Raw genomic sequence first — 19,103 nt, forward strand, 5'->3', positions numbered from 1 at the left:
TGATCACAGGGGAGAGTCATGCGCATCGGGGTTATCGGCGCCACCGGCACCATCGGCAGCCGCGTCGTCGCGGAGGCCCTCGCACGCGGGCACGACATCAGGGCCTTCGGCCGCGACACCACCGGGGCCGCGGCCGCCGAGACCCGCGAGAACATCACCTGGACGAGCCTCGACGTCCTCGACCCCGAGGGCATCGCCGCCGTCCTGCCGGGACTCGACGTCCTGATCAGCGCCTTCCAGCCCGGCAACGCCGCCCGGGACCTCGCGGACACCATCGAGCGCTCCATCGCCGACGCCGGCGTCTACGCCACCGCGGCCCGGGCCCTGCTCAAGGCCCTGGAGACCCATCCCAGGACCCGGCTGATCGTCATCGGCGGCGCCGGCAGCCTGGAGTCCGAGCCCGGAGTGGTGCTCGCCGACGCGGAGGAGCGGCTCCACGAGACCCTCGACTCCGTCGGACTGCCCCGCGCCTACGCGGCGGCGGTACGCGGCCACCGGGACGCCCTGAACGTGCTGCGCACCTCCAACCGCCGCTGGACCTACTTCAGCCCCGCCGAGGACATCGCGCCCGGCGAGCGCACCGGCCGCTTCCGCATCGGCGAGGACCAGCCGGTCCGGGACGCCGAGGGACGCAGCCGCGTCTCGGCGGAGGACGCGGCCGTGGCCCTCGTCGACGAGGCGGAGCTGCCCCGCTTCGTCCAGCGCCGGTTCACGATCGGCTACTGAGAGACGGGTGGGGCGAGCCCTTCGCCGGCACGCCCCACCCGTCGGCCGGCCGGGGCGTGCCTTGCGCAGGCGCGCCCCCACCCGTCTCTCAGCCGTGCCAGGACCGCCACAGCGCCGCGTACGCGCCGTCCGCCGCGACCAGCTCGTCGTGGCTGCCGAGCTCGCTGATCCGGCCGGCCTCGACCACCGCGATCAGATCGGCGTCGTGCGCGGTGTGCAGCCGGTGCGCGATGGCCACGACCGTACGCCCGTCCAGGACCCGGGCGAGGGACCGCTCCAGGTGCCGGGCCGCGCGCGGGTCGAGCAGCGAGGTCGCCTCGTCCAGGACCAGCGTGTGCGGGTCCGCGAGGACGAGCCGGGCCAGCGCCACCTGCTGGGCCTGAGCCGGCGTCAGCGAACGGCCGCCCGAGCCGACCTCGGTGTCCAGGCCCTCGTCGAGGCCCCGCGCCCAGCTCTCCGCGTCCACCGCGGCGAGGGCCTCCCACAGCTCGGCGTCGACGGCGCCGGTCCTGGCCAGCAGGAGATTGTCCCGGAGCGAGCCGACGAAGACGTGGTGCTCCTGATTGACCAGGGCCACGTGCTCGCGGACCCGCTCGGCGGGCATCCGGGCCAGCTCGGCGGCGCCGAGGGTGACCGAGCCCGTCCTCGGGGAGTAGATGCCCGCGAGCAGCCGGCCGAGGGTGGACTTGCCCGCGCCCGAGGGGCCGACCAGGGCGAGCCGGGTGCCAGGTGCCACCTTCAGGGACACCTCGTGCAGCACGTCGACGCCCTCGCGGTAGCCGAAGCGGACCTCGTCCGCCCGGACGGCACGCCCGTCGGGCCGCACCTCGTGGTCCCCGGCGTCCGGCTCGATGTCCCGGACGCCGACGAGCCGGCCCAGCGAGACCTGCGCGACCTGGAGCTCGTCGTACCAGCGGAGCACGATCCCGATCGGGTCCACCAGCATCTGCGCGAGCAGCGCGCCCGTCGTCAGCTGGCCCACGTCGATCCAGCCCTGGAAGACGAAGACCCCGCCGAGGAGGAGGACACCGCACAGGACCGTCGTGTGGGTGAGCGTGACGACCGGGAAGAGCACCGATCGCAGGAAAAGTGTGTACCTTTCCCACGCGACCCATTCAGTAATGCGCTTGTCGGAGAGCGCGATCCGGCGCGCGCCCAGGCGGTGCGCCTCCACCGTGCGGCCCGCGTCGACCGTCTCGGCCAGCGCGGCGGCCACGGCCGCGTATCCCGCGGACTCCGAGCGGTACGCCGAGGGCGCCCGCTTGAAGTACCAGCGGCAGCCCACGATCAGCACCGGGGCGGCGAGCAGGGCCGCGAGCGCGAGCGGGGGCGCGGTCACCGCGAGCCCGCCGAGCAGCAGGCCCACCCAGACCACGCCGATCGCCAGCTGGGGCACCGCCTCGCGCATCGCGTTGGCGAGCCGGTCGACGTCCGTGGTGATCCGGGAGAGCAGGTCGCCCGTCCCGGCCCGTTCGAGGACGCCGGGCGGCAGGCCGACCGAGCGGACGAGGAAGTCCTCGCGCAGATCGGCGAGCATCTCCTCGCCGAGCATCGCGCCGCGCAGCCGGACGAGCCGCACGAAGACCGTCTGCACGAGCAGGGCGACCGCGAACAGCGCGACCGTCCGCTCCAGATGGAGGTCACGGGCCCCCGAGCTCAGCTCGTCCACCACCGAACCGAGGAGGTACGGGCCGGCCATCGAGGCGATCACGGCGACCGCGTTCACCCCGATGAGCAGCGCGAACGCCCTGCGGTGGCGGCGCAGCAGCTCCCGTACGTAGATCCGTACGGTCGCGCCGGCCGCGACGGGCAGCGTCGTCGCCGTCGTGGGGGCCGCCGGGTCGTACTCCGGTGGCGCCAGGCCGATCATGCCGTTTCCCCTTCCAGTGCTTCGAGTTCGGCGGCGAGGCGGGTCGCCGTGGCGAGCTCCTCGTCCGTCTCGCGCGTGACGACCGCGCGGTAGCGGGGCTCCCCGGCGAGGAGTTCGCGGTGGGTGCCGACGGCGACGGCCTGGCCCTCGTGGACCAGGACGACGCGGTCGGCGCGGTCCAGGAGCAGCGGCGAGGAGGCGAGGACCACGGTGGTCCCGCCCTCGCGCAGCCGGGCGATGCCCTCGGCCACCCGGGACTCGGTGTGCGAGTCGACCGCAGAGGTCGGCTCGTCGAGGACGAGCACCTCCGGGTCGGTGACCAGCGAGCGGGCGAGTGCGAGCCGCTGGCGCTGGCCGCCCGAGAGCGACCGGCCCCGCTCGGTGATCCGGGTCCGCATCGGGTCCCCGTCGGTGTCGACGGAGGCCTGGGCGAGCGCGTCGAGGACGTCGCCGCACTGGGCGGCGGCGAGCGCGTCCTCGGCCTTGACCGCGCCCGAGGAGGGCACGTCGAAGAGGTCCTGGAGCGTGCCCGAGAGCAGGACCGGGTCCTTGTCCTGGACGAGGACGGCCGTCCGGGCCGCCACCAGCGGCAGCTCGTCCAGCGGGACCCCGCCGAGCAGCACCGAGGTGTGGTCCTCGTCGGCTTCGGTCGGGTGGCCGCCGAGCCGGTCCGCGAGCCGTCCGGCCACGTCCGGGTCGCCGCAGACGACGGCGGTGAACCGGCCGGCCGGGGCGAGCAGCCCGGTCAGCGGGTCGTACAGGTCGCCGGTCGCCGCCCGCTCCTCGCCCGCGGTGTCCGTGGTGGTCGTCGTGCGGGTCAGCGCGAGGACCCGGGCGGCCCGCTTCGCCGACGGCCGCGAGAAGGAGAAGGCCATGGCGATCTCCTCGAAGTTCCGCATCGGATGATGGGTCAGGGCCACGGCGCCGTAGACGGTGACGAGCTCGCCGACCGTGATCCGCCCGTCGAGCGCGAGCCGCGCCCCGTACGCCACGACGACGATGAGCAGGATGCCGGGCAGCACGACCTGGATCGAGGCGATCAGCGCCCACATCCGCGCGCTGTGCACGGCCGCCTTGCGGACCTCCTGGGAGGCGGCGCGGTAGCGGCCGAGGAACAGCTCCTCGCCGCCGATGCCGCGCAGGACGCGGAGCCCGGCGACGGTGTCGGAGGCCAGTTCCGTGGCCTTGCCCGCCTTCTCGCGCTGGACGTCCGCCCGGCGCGTGGCGCGGGGGAGGAGCGGCAGCACGGCGAGGGCGAGGACCGGGACGCCGATCGCGACGACGATGCCGAGGGCCGGCTGGTAGACGACGAGCGCCACACAGACGATCAGGAGGGAGACGGCGGCCGCGGCGAACCGGGACAGCGCCTCGACGAACCATCCAATTTTCTCGACGTCACCTGTGGAAACGGCCACCACTTCGCCCGCCGCGACCCGCCGGGTCAGGACGGAGCCCAGTTCGGCGGTCTTGCGGGACAGGAGCTGCTGGACCCGGGCGGCGGCGGTGATCCAGTTGGTGACGGCGGTGCGGTGCAGCATGGTGTCCCCGACCGCGATCGCGAGCCCGAAGCCCACGAGCAGGCCACCGGCGAGGGCGAGCCGCCCGCCGTCACGGTCCACGACCGCCTGCACGGCGACGCCGACGCCGAGCGGCAGCCCGGCGATGCCCAGTTGCAGGAGCAGCCCCCAGAGCAGGGCCTTCACCTGCCCGCCGAGCTGGTTGCGGCCGAGCCAGAGGAGGAACCGGGTGCCCGAGCGGACATCGGGGACCCCTGGGTCGGCGTAGGGAAGGTCGCGAATCTGCATGGTGTCCCAGAGTCTTCGGGTCTGTCCGGGGGGATCACGCACGGGGGTGCGTGGATACGGCTGCCCGGCGGCGGTGTGGAAACCGTGCAAGGTTCGCTTTTTCCCCCGCGCGCGGCAATCGATTTTCCCCATGAGGGAACAGATCGCGCCATGTCCGCTCATCGTCCTCTGGACCGGGCCCTGGTGACCGCGCTTCACTTCCGCCCCATGAGATCACTCAAGATCATGAGCATGCTCAGCGGTCTGGTCCTGGCCGCCGGAGCACTGCTCACCGCCCACCCGGCCGCCGCCGACGGTCCGAACGGCCCGACGCCCCCCGCCGAGTTCGCCGGCGACTGGCACGACCCGGTCACCGCCGCGCCGCCCGTCGAGACCCCCGGCACCCGCAGTTGCGAGGTCACGCTCGCCGCCGCGCAGTTCCGCGACTTCACCCCGTACCAGGGCGGATACACCCCGCCGAAGGAGTGCGGCACCCGCTGGAACAAGGTCGTCCTCCGCCTGGAGGGAAGCGTCAAGGGCCGCCAGTACGACCGCCTCGGCTACGTCACCGTCGGCGGCGTGGAGATCCTCCGCACGTCCACGCCGCAGCCCTCGCCCGACGGCATCACCTGGTCCGTGGAGAAGGACGTCACCCGCTACCGCGACACCCTCAGCCGCCCGCAGCCCGTCGAGATGCTCATCGGCAATGTCGTGAACGAGACGTACACCGGCGTCCTCGACGTCCGGGTCACCCTCACCTTCCACACCGCGGAGGGCCGCGTGAAGCCCGCCGCCGGTACACCCGACCGGGTGATCCCCCTCACCGGCCCCACCCTCACGACCCCGCGCAACACCGAACGGCTGCTCGCCGAGGTGTACGCCACCGGCTCCGGAGGCGGCTGCGAGGAGTACTGGTACCTCTCCGTCCCCGACGCCGCCCCGTACTCCTGCCGGGCGACCGACGGCCCCCACCGCGAGGTCCGCGTCTCCGTCGACGGCCGGCTCGCGGGCATCGCGGCCCCCTTCCCCACGGTCTGGACCGGAGGCTGGTCCAACCCCTTCCTCTGGTACGTCACCCCCGGCCCGCGCGCCTTCGACGTCCAGCCGATCGTCTACGACCTGACCCCCTTCGCCGCCCTCCTCAACGACGGCGGCGCCCACCGCGTGGAGGTCTCCGTCGCCGGCGTCCCGGCCGGGCTGAGCGGCTGGTCCCTCCCCACCAACGTGCTGCTCTGGCAGGACGAGGGCAGCCGGGTCGTCACCGGCGGGCTCGACCGCCACGAGGAGGGCGCCCCGCGCAACTCCTCCGTCTACACGGCGGGCTCGGCGGACACGCTCCACCGGCTCGACACCGAGGCCGGTCACCGGCTGACCGTCGCCGGGCACCTGAACACCTCCCACGGCAGGGTCGCCACCACCGTCGACCGGACCGTCGGCCACACCTCCGTCCACCGCTGGGGCGAGGGCGAGAACCCCGACGCCTTCACCGCGCGCTGGACCGACCGCGAGACGGTGACCACCGGCCGCACCGTCACCCGCGCCGACCGCGCGTACACGATGGACGGCGAGACGACGATCGGCGCGGGCGACCGGCTGCGGACGGTCCTCACCCTCGGGGACCGCGCCGACACCCTCGTCCTGCGCGACGGCCGGCGCCTCTCCTGGTCGCACCTCGACGACACGTACACCGGGGACGCGACGTACACGACCGGTGTCCCGCGCGACCAGCGGCACGCCGTCGGCACGACGACCGAGCGGTACCGGCTCTACGGCTCCGACGGCTGCCACGACCGCAGCCTGACGACGGTTCAGGGCACGCTCACCGAGGACCGGCTGCGCTGCTGAACACGACGGTGCCCGGCCCCCGCGCGCGCGGGGACCGGGCACCGTACCCCTCAGGAGGGCTTGACCGAGTCCACGCCCGAGCGTGCCTTGCGCCACTCCCCGCGGGTGAAGTCGGGGATCTCCTGCGGCGCGCCCTTCGCCTTGATCGAGGCGTGGCTCAGCGGCACCGGAGCCGTCCAGGTGGCGGCGTCGTACACGTCGAAGTCCGGGACGAGTCCCCGCTGCACGCACTGCATCAGGCGGTAGATCATGATGTAGTCCATGCCGCCGTGGCCGCCGGGCGGATTCGCGTGCTCCTTCCACAGCCAGTGGTCGAACTCGGCGGCGTAGGACGAGAAGTCCGCCCACTCGTCGTTCGTGTGGTCCGGCTCCAGATAGATCCGCGCCGGGTAGTCCTCGAAGACGCCCTTCGTCCCGCCCAGGCTGTTGATCCTGCTGTACGGGTGCGGGGTGGAGACGTCGTGCTCCAGCCGGATGAGCCGCCCCTTGGCCGTCTGGACCATGCTGATCGTCCGGTCGCTCTCGATGTACGTCTCCTTCCAGCTCGGGTCGTCCGGAGGCATGTGCTCCGCGCGGTACTCGGCGAGGCCGAGCGCCGGGGTGCCGAAGCTGCTGATGCTCACCACCCGGTCGCCGCGGTTGACGTCCATGTAGTTGGCGACGGGACCGAAGCCGTGGTTGGGGTAGAGGTCGCCGCGCAGCTGCGTGTGCCACTGCCGGCGCCAGGGCCCCTCGTAGTAGGTCGGCGAGAACATCAGACCGCGCAGGTCGTGGTTGTACGCCCCCGCGCCGTGCAGCAGCTGCCCGAACTTCCCGGCGTGCGCCATGCGCAGGACCCGCATCTCGTTCCGCCCGTAGCAGCAGTTCTCCAGCTGCATGCAGTGGCGGCGGGTCTGCTCGGACAGGTCGACCAGCTCCCAGAGCTCGTCGATCCGCATCGCGATCGGACACTCGACGCCGACGTGCTTGCCGTTGAGCATCGCCGCCTTGGCCATGGCGAAGTGCCGGTCCCAGGGCGTGGCCACGTACACGAAGTCGAGGTCGGAGCGGGCGCAGAGGTTCTCGTAGTCGTCCTCGCCGTTGGTGTAGACGGCGGGGGCCGGCTGCCCGGCGGCGACGACCTTGGCGGCGGCCCGCTCGGTCTTCTCCCGCACCGGGTCGCAGACGGCCACCACCCGCACCCAGGGCAGCGCGAGGAACAGGCCGATCATGCCGTTGCCCCGGTTGCCGAGACCGACGATCCCGACGCGGACCGTGGAACGGCGTTCGAAGGGGACCCCGGCCATGGTCGATCCGCGGCGCCTCGGCGTGTCCGGCGCCGCCTCCGCGGCCGCCGGGGGCATCGCGGAGGCGGATCCGGGGGCGGATCCGGCGGCGGCCTGGGCGGCCGGAGCGCCGGCGGCGATGCCGATACCCGCTCCCGCCGCTCCGGCGGTGGTCTTGAGGACCGTGCGACGGCTCGGGATGTGCTGCTCGTTCATGGAACCTCCAGGAGCTGTGTGCACGGCTGTTTCATGAATCCCGCACAGGACCCTGGCCCCGGTGACCGACAGTGCGCAAGGGCGCGGATAGGACTCTTGCGACGGGTAGTTGGACCATACTGTTCCGGATATCGAGTGGAGCCGTACCGGACACGAAGCGTCACCCGAACATACGAAGGACCCCTCACCACGGGGGGTGAGGGGCCTGGTCGGCGGGGTGCGCCGCGGGCTGACGGAGGATCAGGGCCGGGTCGCGCGCTCCAGGGAGAGCAGCACCGACTGGTAGCTCCGGCCCGTCGCCCGCTCCATGCCGATCTCGCACATCCGGTTGGCCGAGAGATGCGCGTCGAAGGGGCGGGCCGTGACCTCGGCCGCCTCGCGCGCCGTCGCCGAGGCCGTCAGCTCCGGGTGCAGCATGCCCCGGTCGCCCGCGAAGGCGCAGCAGCCCGCGTCGACGGGGACGACGACCTCCTCGGCACACGCCTCGGCGAGGCGGGTCAGCTGCTCCTCGTCGCCGAGGTGGCGCATGGAACAGGTGGGGTGGACGACGGCGGAGGTGACCCGGCGGCGGACCTCGAGCCGGGGGAGCAGCTCGTCGGCGGCCCAGACGAGGGAGTCGAGGACCGTGAGCTCGGCGTGGAGTTCGCGGTTGTCGTCGGTGAGGTAGGGGACGACCTCGTCGGCGATGCCGAGGGTGCACGAGGAGGCGTCGACGACGAGGGGGAGCTTCCCGCCCGCGGTCCAGCCCCAGGCGGCCTCGACGATGCGGTTGGCCATGATCTCGTTGCCCAGCAGGTAGCCCTTGGAGTGCCAGATGGTGGCGCAGCAGGTTCCGGAGACGTCGTCGGGGATCCAGACGGGCTTCCCCGCGCGGGCGGACAGGGCGACGACGGCCTCGGGCAGGGAGGGGCCGTCATGGGTGTCGGGGGCACCGAAGATGCGGTTGACGCAGGCCGGGTAGTAGACGGCGACGGCCGCGGGGCGGTGGGTGCGGGGCAGACGGCGCGCGGCCGCGCCGGGGATCTCCGGCAGCCACTCCGGTACGAGGTCGGGGCGGACGGCCTTGCGGGCCACGCCGGTCACCCGCTCCAGGACCCGGTCGCCGATCCGGTCCGCCGCGGCGACGGCGAGCCGGGCCGAGGCCTCCACGGCACGGAAGTTCTTCGCGGCGCGGGCGGCGATCCGTTCCTCACGGGGCGAGTGCCGCTGGTGCCGGAAGTCCTTCATCAGGGCGCCGGTGTCGATGCCGACGGGGCAGGCGAGCTTGCAGGTGGAGTCGCCGGCGCAGGTGTCGACGGCGTCGTAGCCGTACGCCTCCAGGAGCCGGGCCTCGACGGCGGAGCCGTCCGGCTGCCGCATCATCTCGCGGCGCAGCACGATCCGCTGGCGCGGAGTGGTCGTCAGGTCGTGGCTGGGGCAGGTCGGTTCGCAGAAACCGCACTCGATGCAGGGGTCGGCGATCGGCTCGACCTTGGGGATGGTCTTCAGGCCGCGCAGATGGGCCTGGGGGTCGCGGTCGAGGACGATCCTGGGGGCGAGGACCCCGTCGGGGTCGATGACCTCCTTGGTCCGCCACATCAGCTCGGTCGCCGTCGTCCCCCACTCCAGTTCGAGGAACGGCGCGATGTTGCGGCCGGTGGCGTGCTCGGCCTTGAGCGAGCCGTCGAAGCGCTCGACGGTCAGCTTGCAGAACTCGTCCATGAAGGCCGCGTACCGCTCGACGTCGGAGCGGTCGCCGGCGTCGAAGGCGAGGAGGAAGTGGAGGTTGCCGTGGGCCGCGTGACCGGCCACGGCCGCGTCGAAGCCGTGCCGGGACTGGAGGTCGAGGAGCTCGGCGCAGGCCTCTGCGAGCCGGTCCGGCGGCACCGCGAAGTCCTCGGTGATGAGGGTCGTGCCCGAGGGGCGTGAGCCGCCGACGGCCGTCACGAAGGCCTTCCGGGCCTTCCAGTACCCGTTGATCGTCTTCGGGTCGCGGGTGAACGCGTTCTCCACGGAGGCCACCGGGGCGACCAGGTCGAGACCGGCGAGGACCGTCTCCGCCGCCCGCTCGTACGCCTCCCGCGCCGCCGCGTCCGGCGCCCGGAACTCGACCAGCAGCGCCGCCGTCTCCTTCGGGAGCTCCGCCCAGTCGGCGGGGACGCCCGCCACGCTCACCGAGGCCCGCAGCGTGTTGCCGTCCATCAGCTCCACCGCGAGCGCCCCGGCCTCGTTGAACAGCGGAACCGCCGCCGCGGCGGCCGGGAGCGAGGGGAAGAAGAGCAGGGCCGTGGAGACCTCGCGGTCCAGCGGGAGGGTGTCGAAGACGGTCTCGGCGATGAAACCGAACGTGCCCTCGGAGCCGACCATCAGACCCCGCAGGATCTGCACCGGCGTCGATCCGTCGAGGAAGGCGTCCAGCCGGTAGCCGTTGGTGTTCTTGATCGCGTACTTGGCCCGGATCCGGGCCGTGAGCTCGGCGTCCGCCTCGATCTCGGCCTTGAGCGCGAGGAGCCCGGCGCACAGCCTCGGCTCGGCCCGCGCGAGCTCCTCGTCCGCCGCCGGGTCGGCCGTGTCGACCACCGTCCCCGACGGCAGGACGAAGGTGAGCGAGGCCAGCGTCCGGTACGAGTTCCTTGTGGTCCCCGCGGTCATCCCCGAGGCGTTGTTGGCGACGACCCCGCCGAGCGTGCAGGCGATCGCGCTGGCCGGATCGGGCCCCAGGACCCGGCCGTGCGGGGCGAGTGCCGCGTTCGCCCGGACAACCGTGGTGCCGGGGCGGATCCGGGCGCGGGAGCCGCCGTCCAGGACCTCGACGCCCACCCAGTGACGGCGCACGTCGACGAGGATGTCCTCGCCCTGCGCCTGTCCGTTCAGACTCGTCCCCGCCGCCCGGAAGACGACCTCGCGGCCCTTGCCGTGCGCGTACGACAGGACCGCGGAGATGTCGTCGATGTCCTCGGCGACCACGACGACCCGCGGCACGAAGCGGTACGGGCTGGCGTCGGAGGCGTACCGGACGAGGTCGGAGAGGTCCGACAGGACCTTCTCCGGGCCGAGGAGCTCCGCGAGCTCCTCCCGCAGCCGCCGCGGCGTCCCCCGCGACTGGAGCTCGGGAACCCTGTCCGGGGCCGGACTCCGCTTCGTACCGGGGCGAAGGGCCTGCGGGTTCGGCTCAAGCAGCGGCATGTCACGGCTCCCCTTCGGCGCGGCCCCGTGTCCAGGGGGCCTCCGGACCCCCAGGGATCAGCAGCCGCTCTCCGGGACGCGGTCGACGAGAGCGGACAGCAGACCTCCGAGCACCTCGCGCTGATCGACGGTCAATGGAGCAAGGATGTCCTCTGCGGCCGCCCGGCGCGCGCTGCGCAGCTCGCGCAGCGTGGCGCGCCCCGCGTCGGTGAGCTCGATCCGGACCACGCGGCGGTTGCTCGGATCGGGGACCCTGCGCACCCGGCCGACCGCCTCCAGGCCGTCGACGAGGCTGGTCACGGCTCTGGGGACGACTTCGAGCCGGGTCGCGAGATCGGCCATCCGCGGTGGCTCCCCGAAGTGCGAGACCGTGCGCAGGAGCCGAGACTGCGCGGGGGTGATGCCGACCGGCTGCAGGTGATGCTTCTGGATGCGGTGCAGGCGCCGCGTGAGCCGCAGGAGCTGCTCGGCGAGGAGGCCGTCGGTGTCGGCCCCGCTCAGGCGGTCGGATCCACTCAGGCGGTCGGAGGTGCTCATACCGGGAACAATATCAGGACCTGGTTCATTGTGAGTATAGGTAACAATGAGCTAGGGTCCTTATCGACCACCGAACCGGATCGACTCCGGAACGTCCCCTCTCGAAGGAGCCCATGCGCCCCCACGACCAGTCCGACTGGACGCCCCCGCCCCGCGACTCCGGCCAGCCGAAGGAGCCCGCGCAGGTGCGGCGCATCCTGCGGCTCTTCCGTCCCTACCGCGCCCGCCTCGCGCTCGTCGGCCTCCTGGTCGGCGCCGCCTCGCTGGTCTCGGTCGCCTCCCCGTTCCTGCTCAGGGAGATCCTGGACACCGCGATCCCCGAGGGGCGTACGGGGCTGCTCAGCCTGCTCGCCCTCGGCATGATCGCCACCGCCGTCCTGACCAGCGTCTTCGGCGTGCTCCAGACCCTGATCTCCACGACCGTCGGCCAGCGCGTCATGCACGACCTGCGCACCGGGGTCTACGAGCAGCTCCAGCGGATGCCCCTGGCCTTCTTCACGCGCACGCGCACCGGCGAGGTCCAGTCCCGCATCGCCAACGACATCGGCGGCATGCAGGCGACCGTCACCTCCACGGCGACCTCGCTCGTCTCCAACCTCACGGCCGTCGTCGCGACCGTCGTCGCCATGCTCGCGCTCGACTGGCGGCTCACCGTCGTCTCCCTGCTCCTGCTGCCCGTCTTCGTCTGGATCAGCCGCCGCGTCGGCCGCGAGCGCAAGGCGATCACCACCCAGCGCCAGAAGCAGATGGCCGCCATGGCCGCGACCGTCACCGAGTCCCTCTCGGTCAGCGGCATCCTCCTCGGCCGCACCATGGGCCGAGCCGACTCCCTGACCAGGTCCTTCGCCGAGGAGTCCGAGCGCCTCGTCGACCTCGAAGTGCGCTCCTCCATGGCCGGACGGTGGCGCATGTCCACCATCGGCATCGTCATGGCCGCCATGCCCGCCCTGATCTACTGGGCCGCCGGCATCGCGCTCCAGTCGGGCGGCCCCGCGATATCGCTCGGCACGCTCGTCGCCTTCGTCTCGCTCCAGCAGGGCCTCTTCCGGCCCGCCGTGAGCCTGCTCTCCACCGGCGTGCAGATGCAGACCTCGCTCGCCCTCTTCCAGCGCATCTTCGAGTACCTGGACCTGCCCGTCGACATCACCGAGCCCGCCGAGCCCGTCCGGCTCGCGAAGGTCCGCGGCGAGGTGACCTTCGAGAAGGTCGAGTTCCGTTACGACCCCGAGGGTCGGGAGCGCGCGACCCTTGACGGGATCGACGTCACCGTCCCGGCCGGCGGCAGCCTGGCCGTCGTCGGCCCCACCGGCTCGGGGAAGTCCACCCTCAGCTACCTCGTGCCCCGGCTGTACGACGTCACCGGCGGCCGCGTCGCCCTCGACGGCGTCGACGTGCGCGACCTCGACTTCGACACCCTGGCCCGGGCCGTCGGCGTGGTCTCCCAGGAGACCTACCTCTTCCACGCCTCCGTCGCCGACAACCTCCGCTTCGCCAAGCCGGACGCCACGGACGAGGAGATCGAGGCCGCCGCGCGCGCCGCGCAGATCCACGACCACATCGCCTCGCTGCCCGACGGGTACGACACCCTCGTCGGCGAGCGCGGCTACCGCTTCTCGGGCGGCGAGAAGCAGCGGCTGGCCATCGCGCGCACGATCCTGCGCGACCCGCCGGTGCTCATCCTCGACGAGGCGACCAGCGCCCTCGACACCCGTACGGAACACGCCGTGCAGCAGGCCATCGACGCGCTCTCGGCCGGCCGCACCACCATCACCATCGCCCACCGGCTCTCCACCGTCCGCGACGCCGACCAGATCGTCGTCCTGGAGGCGGGGCAGATCGCGGAGCGCGGGACGCACGAGGAGCTGCTCGCGCGGGACGGGCGGTACGCGGCACTGGTCCGCAGGGACGCCCGGACCGCAGGGCAGGGCGCGGTGCGGGACGCCGGGCGAGGCGAACAAACGAACGTGGGAGCGGTTGTTCCCCAGAACGTGTGATCGTTCCGGGAATCGTTGCCCAACTCCCGTACGGCATCGGAAGATTACGGAGTGCGAGCGACGGGCTGCAGACCGCGACCGCACCGTCCCACTGATGTACCTGTACGAGGAGAAGCACCACCATGAACGTCATCACCGATCTGCTCGCCGGCGTCCTCCACTTCCTGGGTTGGCTCGTCTGACGATCGCAGTGCCCGGCGCCGTCGGTCCCCCGTCCCAGGGGACCGGCGGCGCCGCCGCGTGCGCGGGGCTCCCCGGAATCCCGCACGGGGCGGGTTAGCGTGCGGCCATGACGTACCGGCAGTCGTCACCGTACGCACCCCCCCGCCGCCCCCGCCGCCCCTCACTTCCCCGGCCGCCCCGCCGCGCCCGCCTCACCCGGCGCGGACGCCTCGCGCTCCTGCTCGGCGCCGTCGTCGCCGCGGCCGCCGCGATCACCGTCCCGCTCCTGCTGCTCCCGGGCGACGAACCGGCCGTCGAAAAGCCCCGAACCCTCCTCGTCCCCGAAGGATGGCGCTCGGGGCAGGTCTACACGGCCGTCGACCGGGCCCTCGGCCTGCCCGAAGGGACCACGCGCAAGGCCGCCTCCGCACCCGGCGCCGTCCTCCCGCTCCCCGCCGCGGCCGGGGGCAACCCTGAGGGCTACCTCTTCCCCGCCACCTATCCGGTCGTCGCCGCCAGCACCCCCGAAGGGCTCCTCCGCTACATGGCGGAGACCGCGGGCAAACGATTCGGCACCCAGCGGATCGCCGAGGGCGCCAAGGCGTACGGGATGAGCACGTACCAGGCGGTGATCGCGGCCAGCATCGTGCAGGCGGAGGCCGACAGCCCCGAGGACATGGCCAAGGTCGCCCGAGTCGTCCACAACCGGCTCGCCCGGGGCATGGCCCTCCAGATGGACTCGACCCTGAACTACGCCCTGGGCCGCAGCACCGTCGACACGACCACCGCGGACACGAAGATCGCCAGTCCGTACAACACGTACGAACGGAAGGGTCTGCCACCGACACCCATCGGGAACCCGGGGGAGCAGGCACTGGGCGCGGTCATCCGCCCGGCGGACGGCGACTGGCTGTACTTCGTCACGGTGGCCCCGGGGGACACCCGCTTCACCGCCGACTACGCGCTCCACCAGGAGAACGTCGCGGAGTTCAACGCGAACCGGCGCGCCGCGACGTCCTGAGGGCGACGGGGGACGCCCGATTCCTCAGGCGGTCGCGACGGCAGCGGCAGCGGCGAGTTCGCGGGTCAGAAGGCGGCGGATGTCGGAGACGGCCGCGCGGCCCGCGCGGTTGGCGCCGATGGTCGAGGCCGAGGGGCCGTAGCCGACGAGGTGGACGCGCTCGTCGCGGACCGCCCGCGTCCCCTCCAGTCGGATGCCGCCGCCCGGCTCCCGCAGGCGGAGGGGCGTCAGGTGGTCGATGGCGGCACGGAAACCGGTCGCCCACAGGATCACGTCCGCGTCGACGGTCCGCCCGTCGTCCCAGGCCACCCCGGTCGGGGTGAGCCGGTCGAACATCGGCAGCCGGTCCAGGACGCCGCTCTCCCGCGCCGCGCGGATCGCGTCGTTGAGGGGGAGGCCGGTGACCGAGACGACGCTCTGCGGCGGCAGTCCGAGGCGTACGCGCTCCTCGACGAGCGCCACGGCCGCCCGGCCCTCGGCCTCGCCGAAGGGGCCTTCGCGGAAGACGGGCTCGCGCCGGGTCACCCAGGTCGTCGCGGCGGCGACCTCGGCGATCTCCATGAGGTGCTGGGTCCCGGAGGCGCCGCCGCCGACGACGATCACCCGCTTCCCGGCGAACTCCTCCGGGCCCGGGTAGCCGGAAGTGTGCAGCTGGCGGCCCCGGAAGGTCTCCTGCCCCTGGTAGCGCGGCCAGAAGGGGCGGTCCCAGGTGCCCGTCGCGTTGATCAGGGCGCGCGTGGCGTACGCCCCCTCGGAGGTCTCGACGAGCAGCCGCCCGCCGTCGCCCTCCCGGACGGCGGTGACGTCGACGGGCCGGTGGACCCGCAGGTCGAAGGTCCGCTCGTACGTGTCGAAGTACGCGCCGATCACCTCCGAGGAGGGTCGCGCGGGGTCGGCGCCGGTCAGCTCCATGCCGGGCAGCGCGTACATGCCGTGCACCTTGCCGTACGTGAGGGAGGGCCACCGGAACTGCCAGGCGCCGCCCGCGCGCGGGGCGTGGTCGAGGACGACGAAGTCCCGGTCCGGCTCCAGGCCGGTGCGCCGCAGGTGGAAGGCGGCCGAGAGGCCCGCCTGCCCGGCGCCGATGACGACGACGTCCACGGTCGTGGCCTGCTCCGCTGCTCCACCAAATTCGTTCACGGTTCTACTAACTCTTCGGGGGTCGGAGATCTTCCCGCCCGGGCGACGGGTCCCCGCGACCCGATCTAGAACACCACGGGCGCCGGTGCCACGAGCCCGCGTGCCACGAGCTCCGGCGTCACGCCCTCGCCGAACCAGTACGCCTCCTCCAGGTGCGGGTAGCCCGACAGGACGAAGTGCTCCACGCCCAGGTCGTGGTACTCCTCGATCCGGTCCGCGACATCGGCGTGACTGCCGACCAGCGCGGTGCCGGCCCCGCCCCGCACGAGGCCGACCCCCGCCCACAGGTTCGGCGAGATCTCCAGCTTGTCCCGGTCCAGGGAGCCGCGTCCGTGCAGGGCCAGCATCCGCTGCTGGCCGACGGACTCGCTGCGGCCGAGCTGCTCCTGTGCGGAGGCGACCGTCCCGGCGTCGAGGTCGGCGAGCAGCCGTTCGGCGGTCGCCCAGGCCTCGCGCGCCGAGTCGCGCGACACCGTGTGCAGCCGGATCCCGAAACGGACCTTCCGCCCGCGCTCCTCCGCGAGGCGCCGGATCCAGTCGATCTTCTCCTTCACCTGCCACGGCGGCTCGCCCCAGGTCAGGTACACGTCCGCGTGCTCCGCCGCGACCGGGCCCGCCGCCGCGGACGAGCCGCCGAAGAAGACCTCCGGCAGCGGGTCCGGCGGCAGGGCGGTCAGCCCGCCCTCGATCCGGAAGTGCTCGCCGTCGAAGTCGTACGGCCGCCCGCTCCAGACGCCCCGCACTACCGAGAGGAACTCGGCCGTGCGCGCGTACCGCCGGTCGTGGTCGAGTCGGTCGCCGAAGCGGCGCTGCTCGGCGGAGTCCCCGCCGGTCACCACGTTGAGGAGCAGCCGGCCCCGGGTGATCCGCTGGTACGTGGCCGCCATCTGCGCCGCGAGGACGGGGGAGATGACCCCGGGCCGGAACGCGACCAGGAACTTGAGGCGCTCGGTGTGCTGGGCGAGCGCGACGGTGGTCAGCCAGGCGTCCTCGCAGAAGGTCCCGGTCGGGGTCAGGACCGCTTCAAAGCCCAACTGCTCGGCGGCTTTGGCGATTTGGGTCAGGTAGGTGATGTCGGGGGCGCGCAGGCCGGGCACGGTGCCGTTCCGGGTGATCCCGCCGTCGGCATAGGCGTGCCGGTCGACGAGGGTCCGGCCGTCGCCGCCGGTCGGCAGGAACCAGTGCAGGTGGACGGTCATGAGGGGGCCTTTCCGTCAGCGCGTCGAAGGTGCGCCTCGGTGGTCGCGGGCGCGGAGCGGGCACGCGCGCGCGACGTCAGGGCGCCAGGGCTTCTGAAGGGGAGTGGTGAGAGGGCGTCAGCAGCCGCGGCGACACGCGGCGGAGGCCACCCGCAGCAGGTCGATGTGACCGCGCGTGGTGAGCAGAGCTGTACGCAACATGGCGCGAACGTATCCGCCCCCGTGTGCCGGGTCAACGGCCTCTCCGGGGCGTGGACCCGCACGCTTGGCCGGAATTCGCCTTGTGGTCGGGTTCCGGACCCCCCTTTTGCGACTAGCTAAGGTTAGGCTAACCTTCGGGACGTGCAAGCAGGTGAACAGACCTCCGCGGCCCCGGGCCCCCACGGTCATCAACTCTCGGCCATGGGCGTCACCGTGGCGTACGAAGGCGTCGACGTCGTCCACGACGCGTCCATGACGCTGCGCCCCGGCGAAGTGACCGTCCTGGTCGGCCCGAACGGCAGCGGCAAGTCGACGCTGCTGCGCACCATCGCGCGCCTCCAGCAGCCGCGGACCGCCACGCTCGTCCTCGACGACACCACCGACGGTCTCGCGCTGAGCCCCCGTGAATTCTCGCGCCACGTCGCCCTGCTCACCCAGGGACGCCCCACCCCCAGCGGGCTCACCGTGCGGGACGTGGTCGAATTCGGCCGCTACCCGTACCGGGGACGCTGGGGCAAGGCCGACCCGGGCGGCAGGGAAGCCGTGGACCGCGCCCTCGCCATGACGGGCGTCACGGAACTCGCGGAGCGCGGCGCCGAGCACCTCTCCGGCGGCCAGCTCCAGCGCGTCTGGCTCGCCGGCTGCCTCGCGCAGCAGACGGGCGTGCTGCTGCTCGACGAACCCACGACCTACCTCGACCTCCGCTACCAGGTCGAACTCCTCGACCTCATGCGCGATCTGGCGGACGACCACGGCATCGCCGTCGGCGCCGTCCTCCACGACCTCGACCAGGCCGCGGCCGTCGCCGACCGGATCGTCCTGCTCGACGCGGGACGGGTCGTCGCGGACGGCGACCCCGAGGACGTCCTGACACCACAGCGGCTCTCCGACACGTACGGCATCCGCATCGAGGTCGACACCGACCCTCTCACCGGACGGCTGCGCACGCGCGCCATCGGCCGGCACCACTCGCGAAGCGAAAGGCTCAGCACCACCTCATGAAGCGCCTCCTCCTCACCACGGCGATCGCGACCACCGCGGCCCTGGCCCTCACGGCCTGCGGCACCACCGAGCCCGCCGCCGACGACGCGAAGAAGTCCGCTGAGCCCATCACCCTCACCGACTCCACGGGCGAGAAGGTCGAGCTCGACGGCCCCGCCAAGAAGGTCGTCGGCACCGAGTGGAACGTCGTCGAGCACCTGATCACGCTGGGCGTCGACCCGGTCGGCGTCGCCGACGTCAAGGGCTACAAGACCTGGGACACCGCCGTCCCGCTCAAGAACGAGCCGAAGGACATCGGCACGCGCGGCGAGCCGAGCGTCGAGACCGTCGCCGCCCTGAAGCCCGACCTCATCGTCGCCACCACCGACCTGCCGCCGGCCGCCGTCAAGCAGCTGCGCAAGGTCGCCCCCGTCCTGACCCTGAAGTCCGCCGACGCCGCCGACCCGATCGGCCGGATGAACGCGGACCTCGACGCCATCGCCAAGGCCACGGGCACCACGCAGAAGTCCGAGGAGCTCAAGAAGCAGTTCCAGGCGAAGCTCGACGAGGGCAAGAAGAAGCTCGCCGACGCCGGTCTCGCCGGCACGAAGTACGCCTTCGCCGACGGCTACGTCATGTCCAACCAGGTCTCGATCCGCCCCTACACCAGCGGTTCGCTGATCGGCGCGGTCAACGAGAAGCTCGGTCTGAAGAACGCCTGGACCGTCAAGGGCGACCCGGCCTACGGCCTCGGCTCCACCGACGTCGAGGGCCTCACCAAGCTCGGTGACGTGCAGTTCGCCTATGTCGGCAACGACGGCGACGCCGGCAGCACGCCGTTCACCGGCGTCCTCGCCAAGGACAAGGTCTGGACGTCCCTGCCGTTCGTCAAGAAGGGCAACGTCCACCGACTGCCCGACGGCATCTGGATGTTCGGCGGCCCCCAGTCGATGAGCACGTACGTCGACTCCGTCGTCGCCGCTCTGACGAAGTAACA

General features: G+C 72.7%; 13 protein-coding genes. 6 read left to right on the forward strand and 7 right to left on the reverse strand.

The features are described 5' to 3' along the window. Window positions 1–18: 18 nt before the first annotated feature. Window positions 19–726 (forward strand): NAD(P)H-binding protein, encoded by a 708-nt coding sequence (locus ASC82_RS05430; RefSeq protein ID WP_056642318.1) that lies wholly within the window; start codon window positions 19–21, stop codon window positions 724–726. 88 nt (window positions 727–814) lie between these two features. On the opposite strand, the gene ASC82_RS05435 is transcribed toward ASC82_RS05430, so the two are convergent. Together ASC82_RS05435 and ASC82_RS05440 are read right to left on the reverse strand one after the other, a co-directional pair. Then, window positions 815–2,596, reverse strand: a complete 1,782-nt coding sequence (locus ASC82_RS05435) for an ABC transporter ATP-binding protein (RefSeq protein ID WP_056642321.1) — start codon at window positions 2,594–2,596, stop codon at window positions 815–817. Next, on the reverse strand, window positions 2,593–4,401 hold the full coding sequence (locus ASC82_RS05440; protein WP_056642325.1) for an ABC transporter ATP-binding protein: 1,809 nt from the start codon (window positions 4,399–4,401) through the stop codon (window positions 2,593–2,595). The genes ASC82_RS05435 and ASC82_RS05440 overlap by 4 nt, the downstream gene beginning before the upstream one ends. Window positions 4,402–4,608: 207 nt before the next feature. Here ASC82_RS05440 and ASC82_RS05445 point away from each other — a divergent pair, with 207 nt between their 5' ends. After that, window positions 4,609–6,225, forward strand: a complete 1,617-nt coding sequence (locus ASC82_RS05445; RefSeq protein WP_056643286.1) for a peptide-N4-asparagine amidase — start codon at window positions 4,609–4,611, stop codon at window positions 6,223–6,225. 50 nt (window positions 6,226–6,275) lie between these two features. On the opposite strand, the gene ASC82_RS05450 is transcribed toward ASC82_RS05445, so the two are convergent. The 3 genes from ASC82_RS05450 to ASC82_RS05460 all read right to left on the reverse strand — a co-directional run bounded on the left by ASC82_RS05450 (window position 6,276) and on the right by ASC82_RS05460 (window position 11,408). After that, window positions 6,276–7,706 (reverse strand): Gfo/Idh/MocA family oxidoreductase, encoded by a 1,431-nt coding sequence (locus ASC82_RS05450; protein WP_056642328.1) that lies wholly within the window; start codon window positions 7,704–7,706, stop codon window positions 6,276–6,278. 240 nt (window positions 7,707–7,946) lie between these two features. Continuing rightward, window positions 7,947–10,871, reverse strand: coding sequence for an FAD-binding and (Fe-S)-binding domain-containing protein (locus tag ASC82_RS05455; protein WP_056642331.1), 2,925 nt, complete (start codon window positions 10,869–10,871; stop codon window positions 7,947–7,949). A 57-nt stretch (window positions 10,872–10,928) separates the two neighbouring features. Continuing rightward, window positions 10,929–11,408 carry a MarR family transcriptional regulator gene (locus tag ASC82_RS05460; RefSeq protein WP_056642334.1) on the reverse strand — a complete coding sequence of 160 codons (480 nt, stop codon included), beginning with the start codon at window positions 11,406–11,408 and terminating at the stop codon, window positions 10,929–10,931. 113 nt (window positions 11,409–11,521) lie between these two features. Between ASC82_RS05460 and ASC82_RS05465 the strand changes: the two genes are divergently transcribed. Together ASC82_RS05465 and mltG are read left to right on the forward strand one after the other, a co-directional pair. Continuing rightward, the gene (locus ASC82_RS05465; RefSeq protein ID WP_056642336.1) at window positions 11,522–13,402 is read left to right on the forward strand and encodes an ABC transporter ATP-binding protein; all 1,881 of its coding nucleotides are present in this window, start codon (window positions 11,522–11,524) and stop codon (window positions 13,400–13,402) included. A 289-nt stretch (window positions 13,403–13,691) separates the two neighbouring features. Then, window positions 13,692–14,585: an endolytic transglycosylase MltG gene (gene mltG / locus ASC82_RS05470; protein WP_056642338.1), complete on the forward strand. Its 894-nt coding sequence runs from the start codon at window positions 13,692–13,694 to the stop codon at window positions 14,583–14,585. A 24-nt stretch (window positions 14,586–14,609) separates the two neighbouring features. Here mltG and ASC82_RS05475 read toward each other — a convergent pair whose 3' ends face one another. Continuing rightward, window positions 14,610–15,725 carry an NAD(P)-binding domain-containing protein gene (locus ASC82_RS05475; RefSeq protein WP_056642341.1) on the reverse strand — a complete coding sequence of 372 codons (1,116 nt, stop codon included), beginning with the start codon at window positions 15,723–15,725 and terminating at the stop codon, window positions 14,610–14,612. Between the two features lie 65 nt (window positions 15,726–15,790). Continuing rightward, window positions 15,791–16,924, reverse strand: coding sequence for an LLM class flavin-dependent oxidoreductase (locus ASC82_RS05480; RefSeq protein ID WP_056642344.1), 1,134 nt, complete (start codon window positions 16,922–16,924; stop codon window positions 15,791–15,793). 342 nt (window positions 16,925–17,266) lie between these two features. On the opposite strand from ASC82_RS05480, the gene ASC82_RS05485 reads away from it, so the two are divergent. Next, complete coding sequence (locus tag ASC82_RS05485; RefSeq protein ID WP_056642347.1) at window positions 17,267–18,127, forward strand: ABC transporter ATP-binding protein; 861 nt, start codon at window positions 17,267–17,269, stop codon at window positions 18,125–18,127. Then, window positions 18,124–19,101, forward strand: coding sequence for an iron-siderophore ABC transporter substrate-binding protein (locus ASC82_RS05490; protein WP_056642349.1), 978 nt, complete (start codon window positions 18,124–18,126; stop codon window positions 19,099–19,101). The genes ASC82_RS05485 and ASC82_RS05490 overlap by 4 nt, the downstream gene beginning before the upstream one ends. The last annotated feature ends 2 nt before the right edge of the window (window positions 19,102–19,103 follow it).

It is taken from the genome of Streptomyces sp. Root431 (genome assembly GCF_001426585.1).
GTDB lineage: Bacteria > Actinomycetota > Actinomycetes > Streptomycetales > Streptomycetaceae > Streptomyces > Streptomyces stackebrandtii.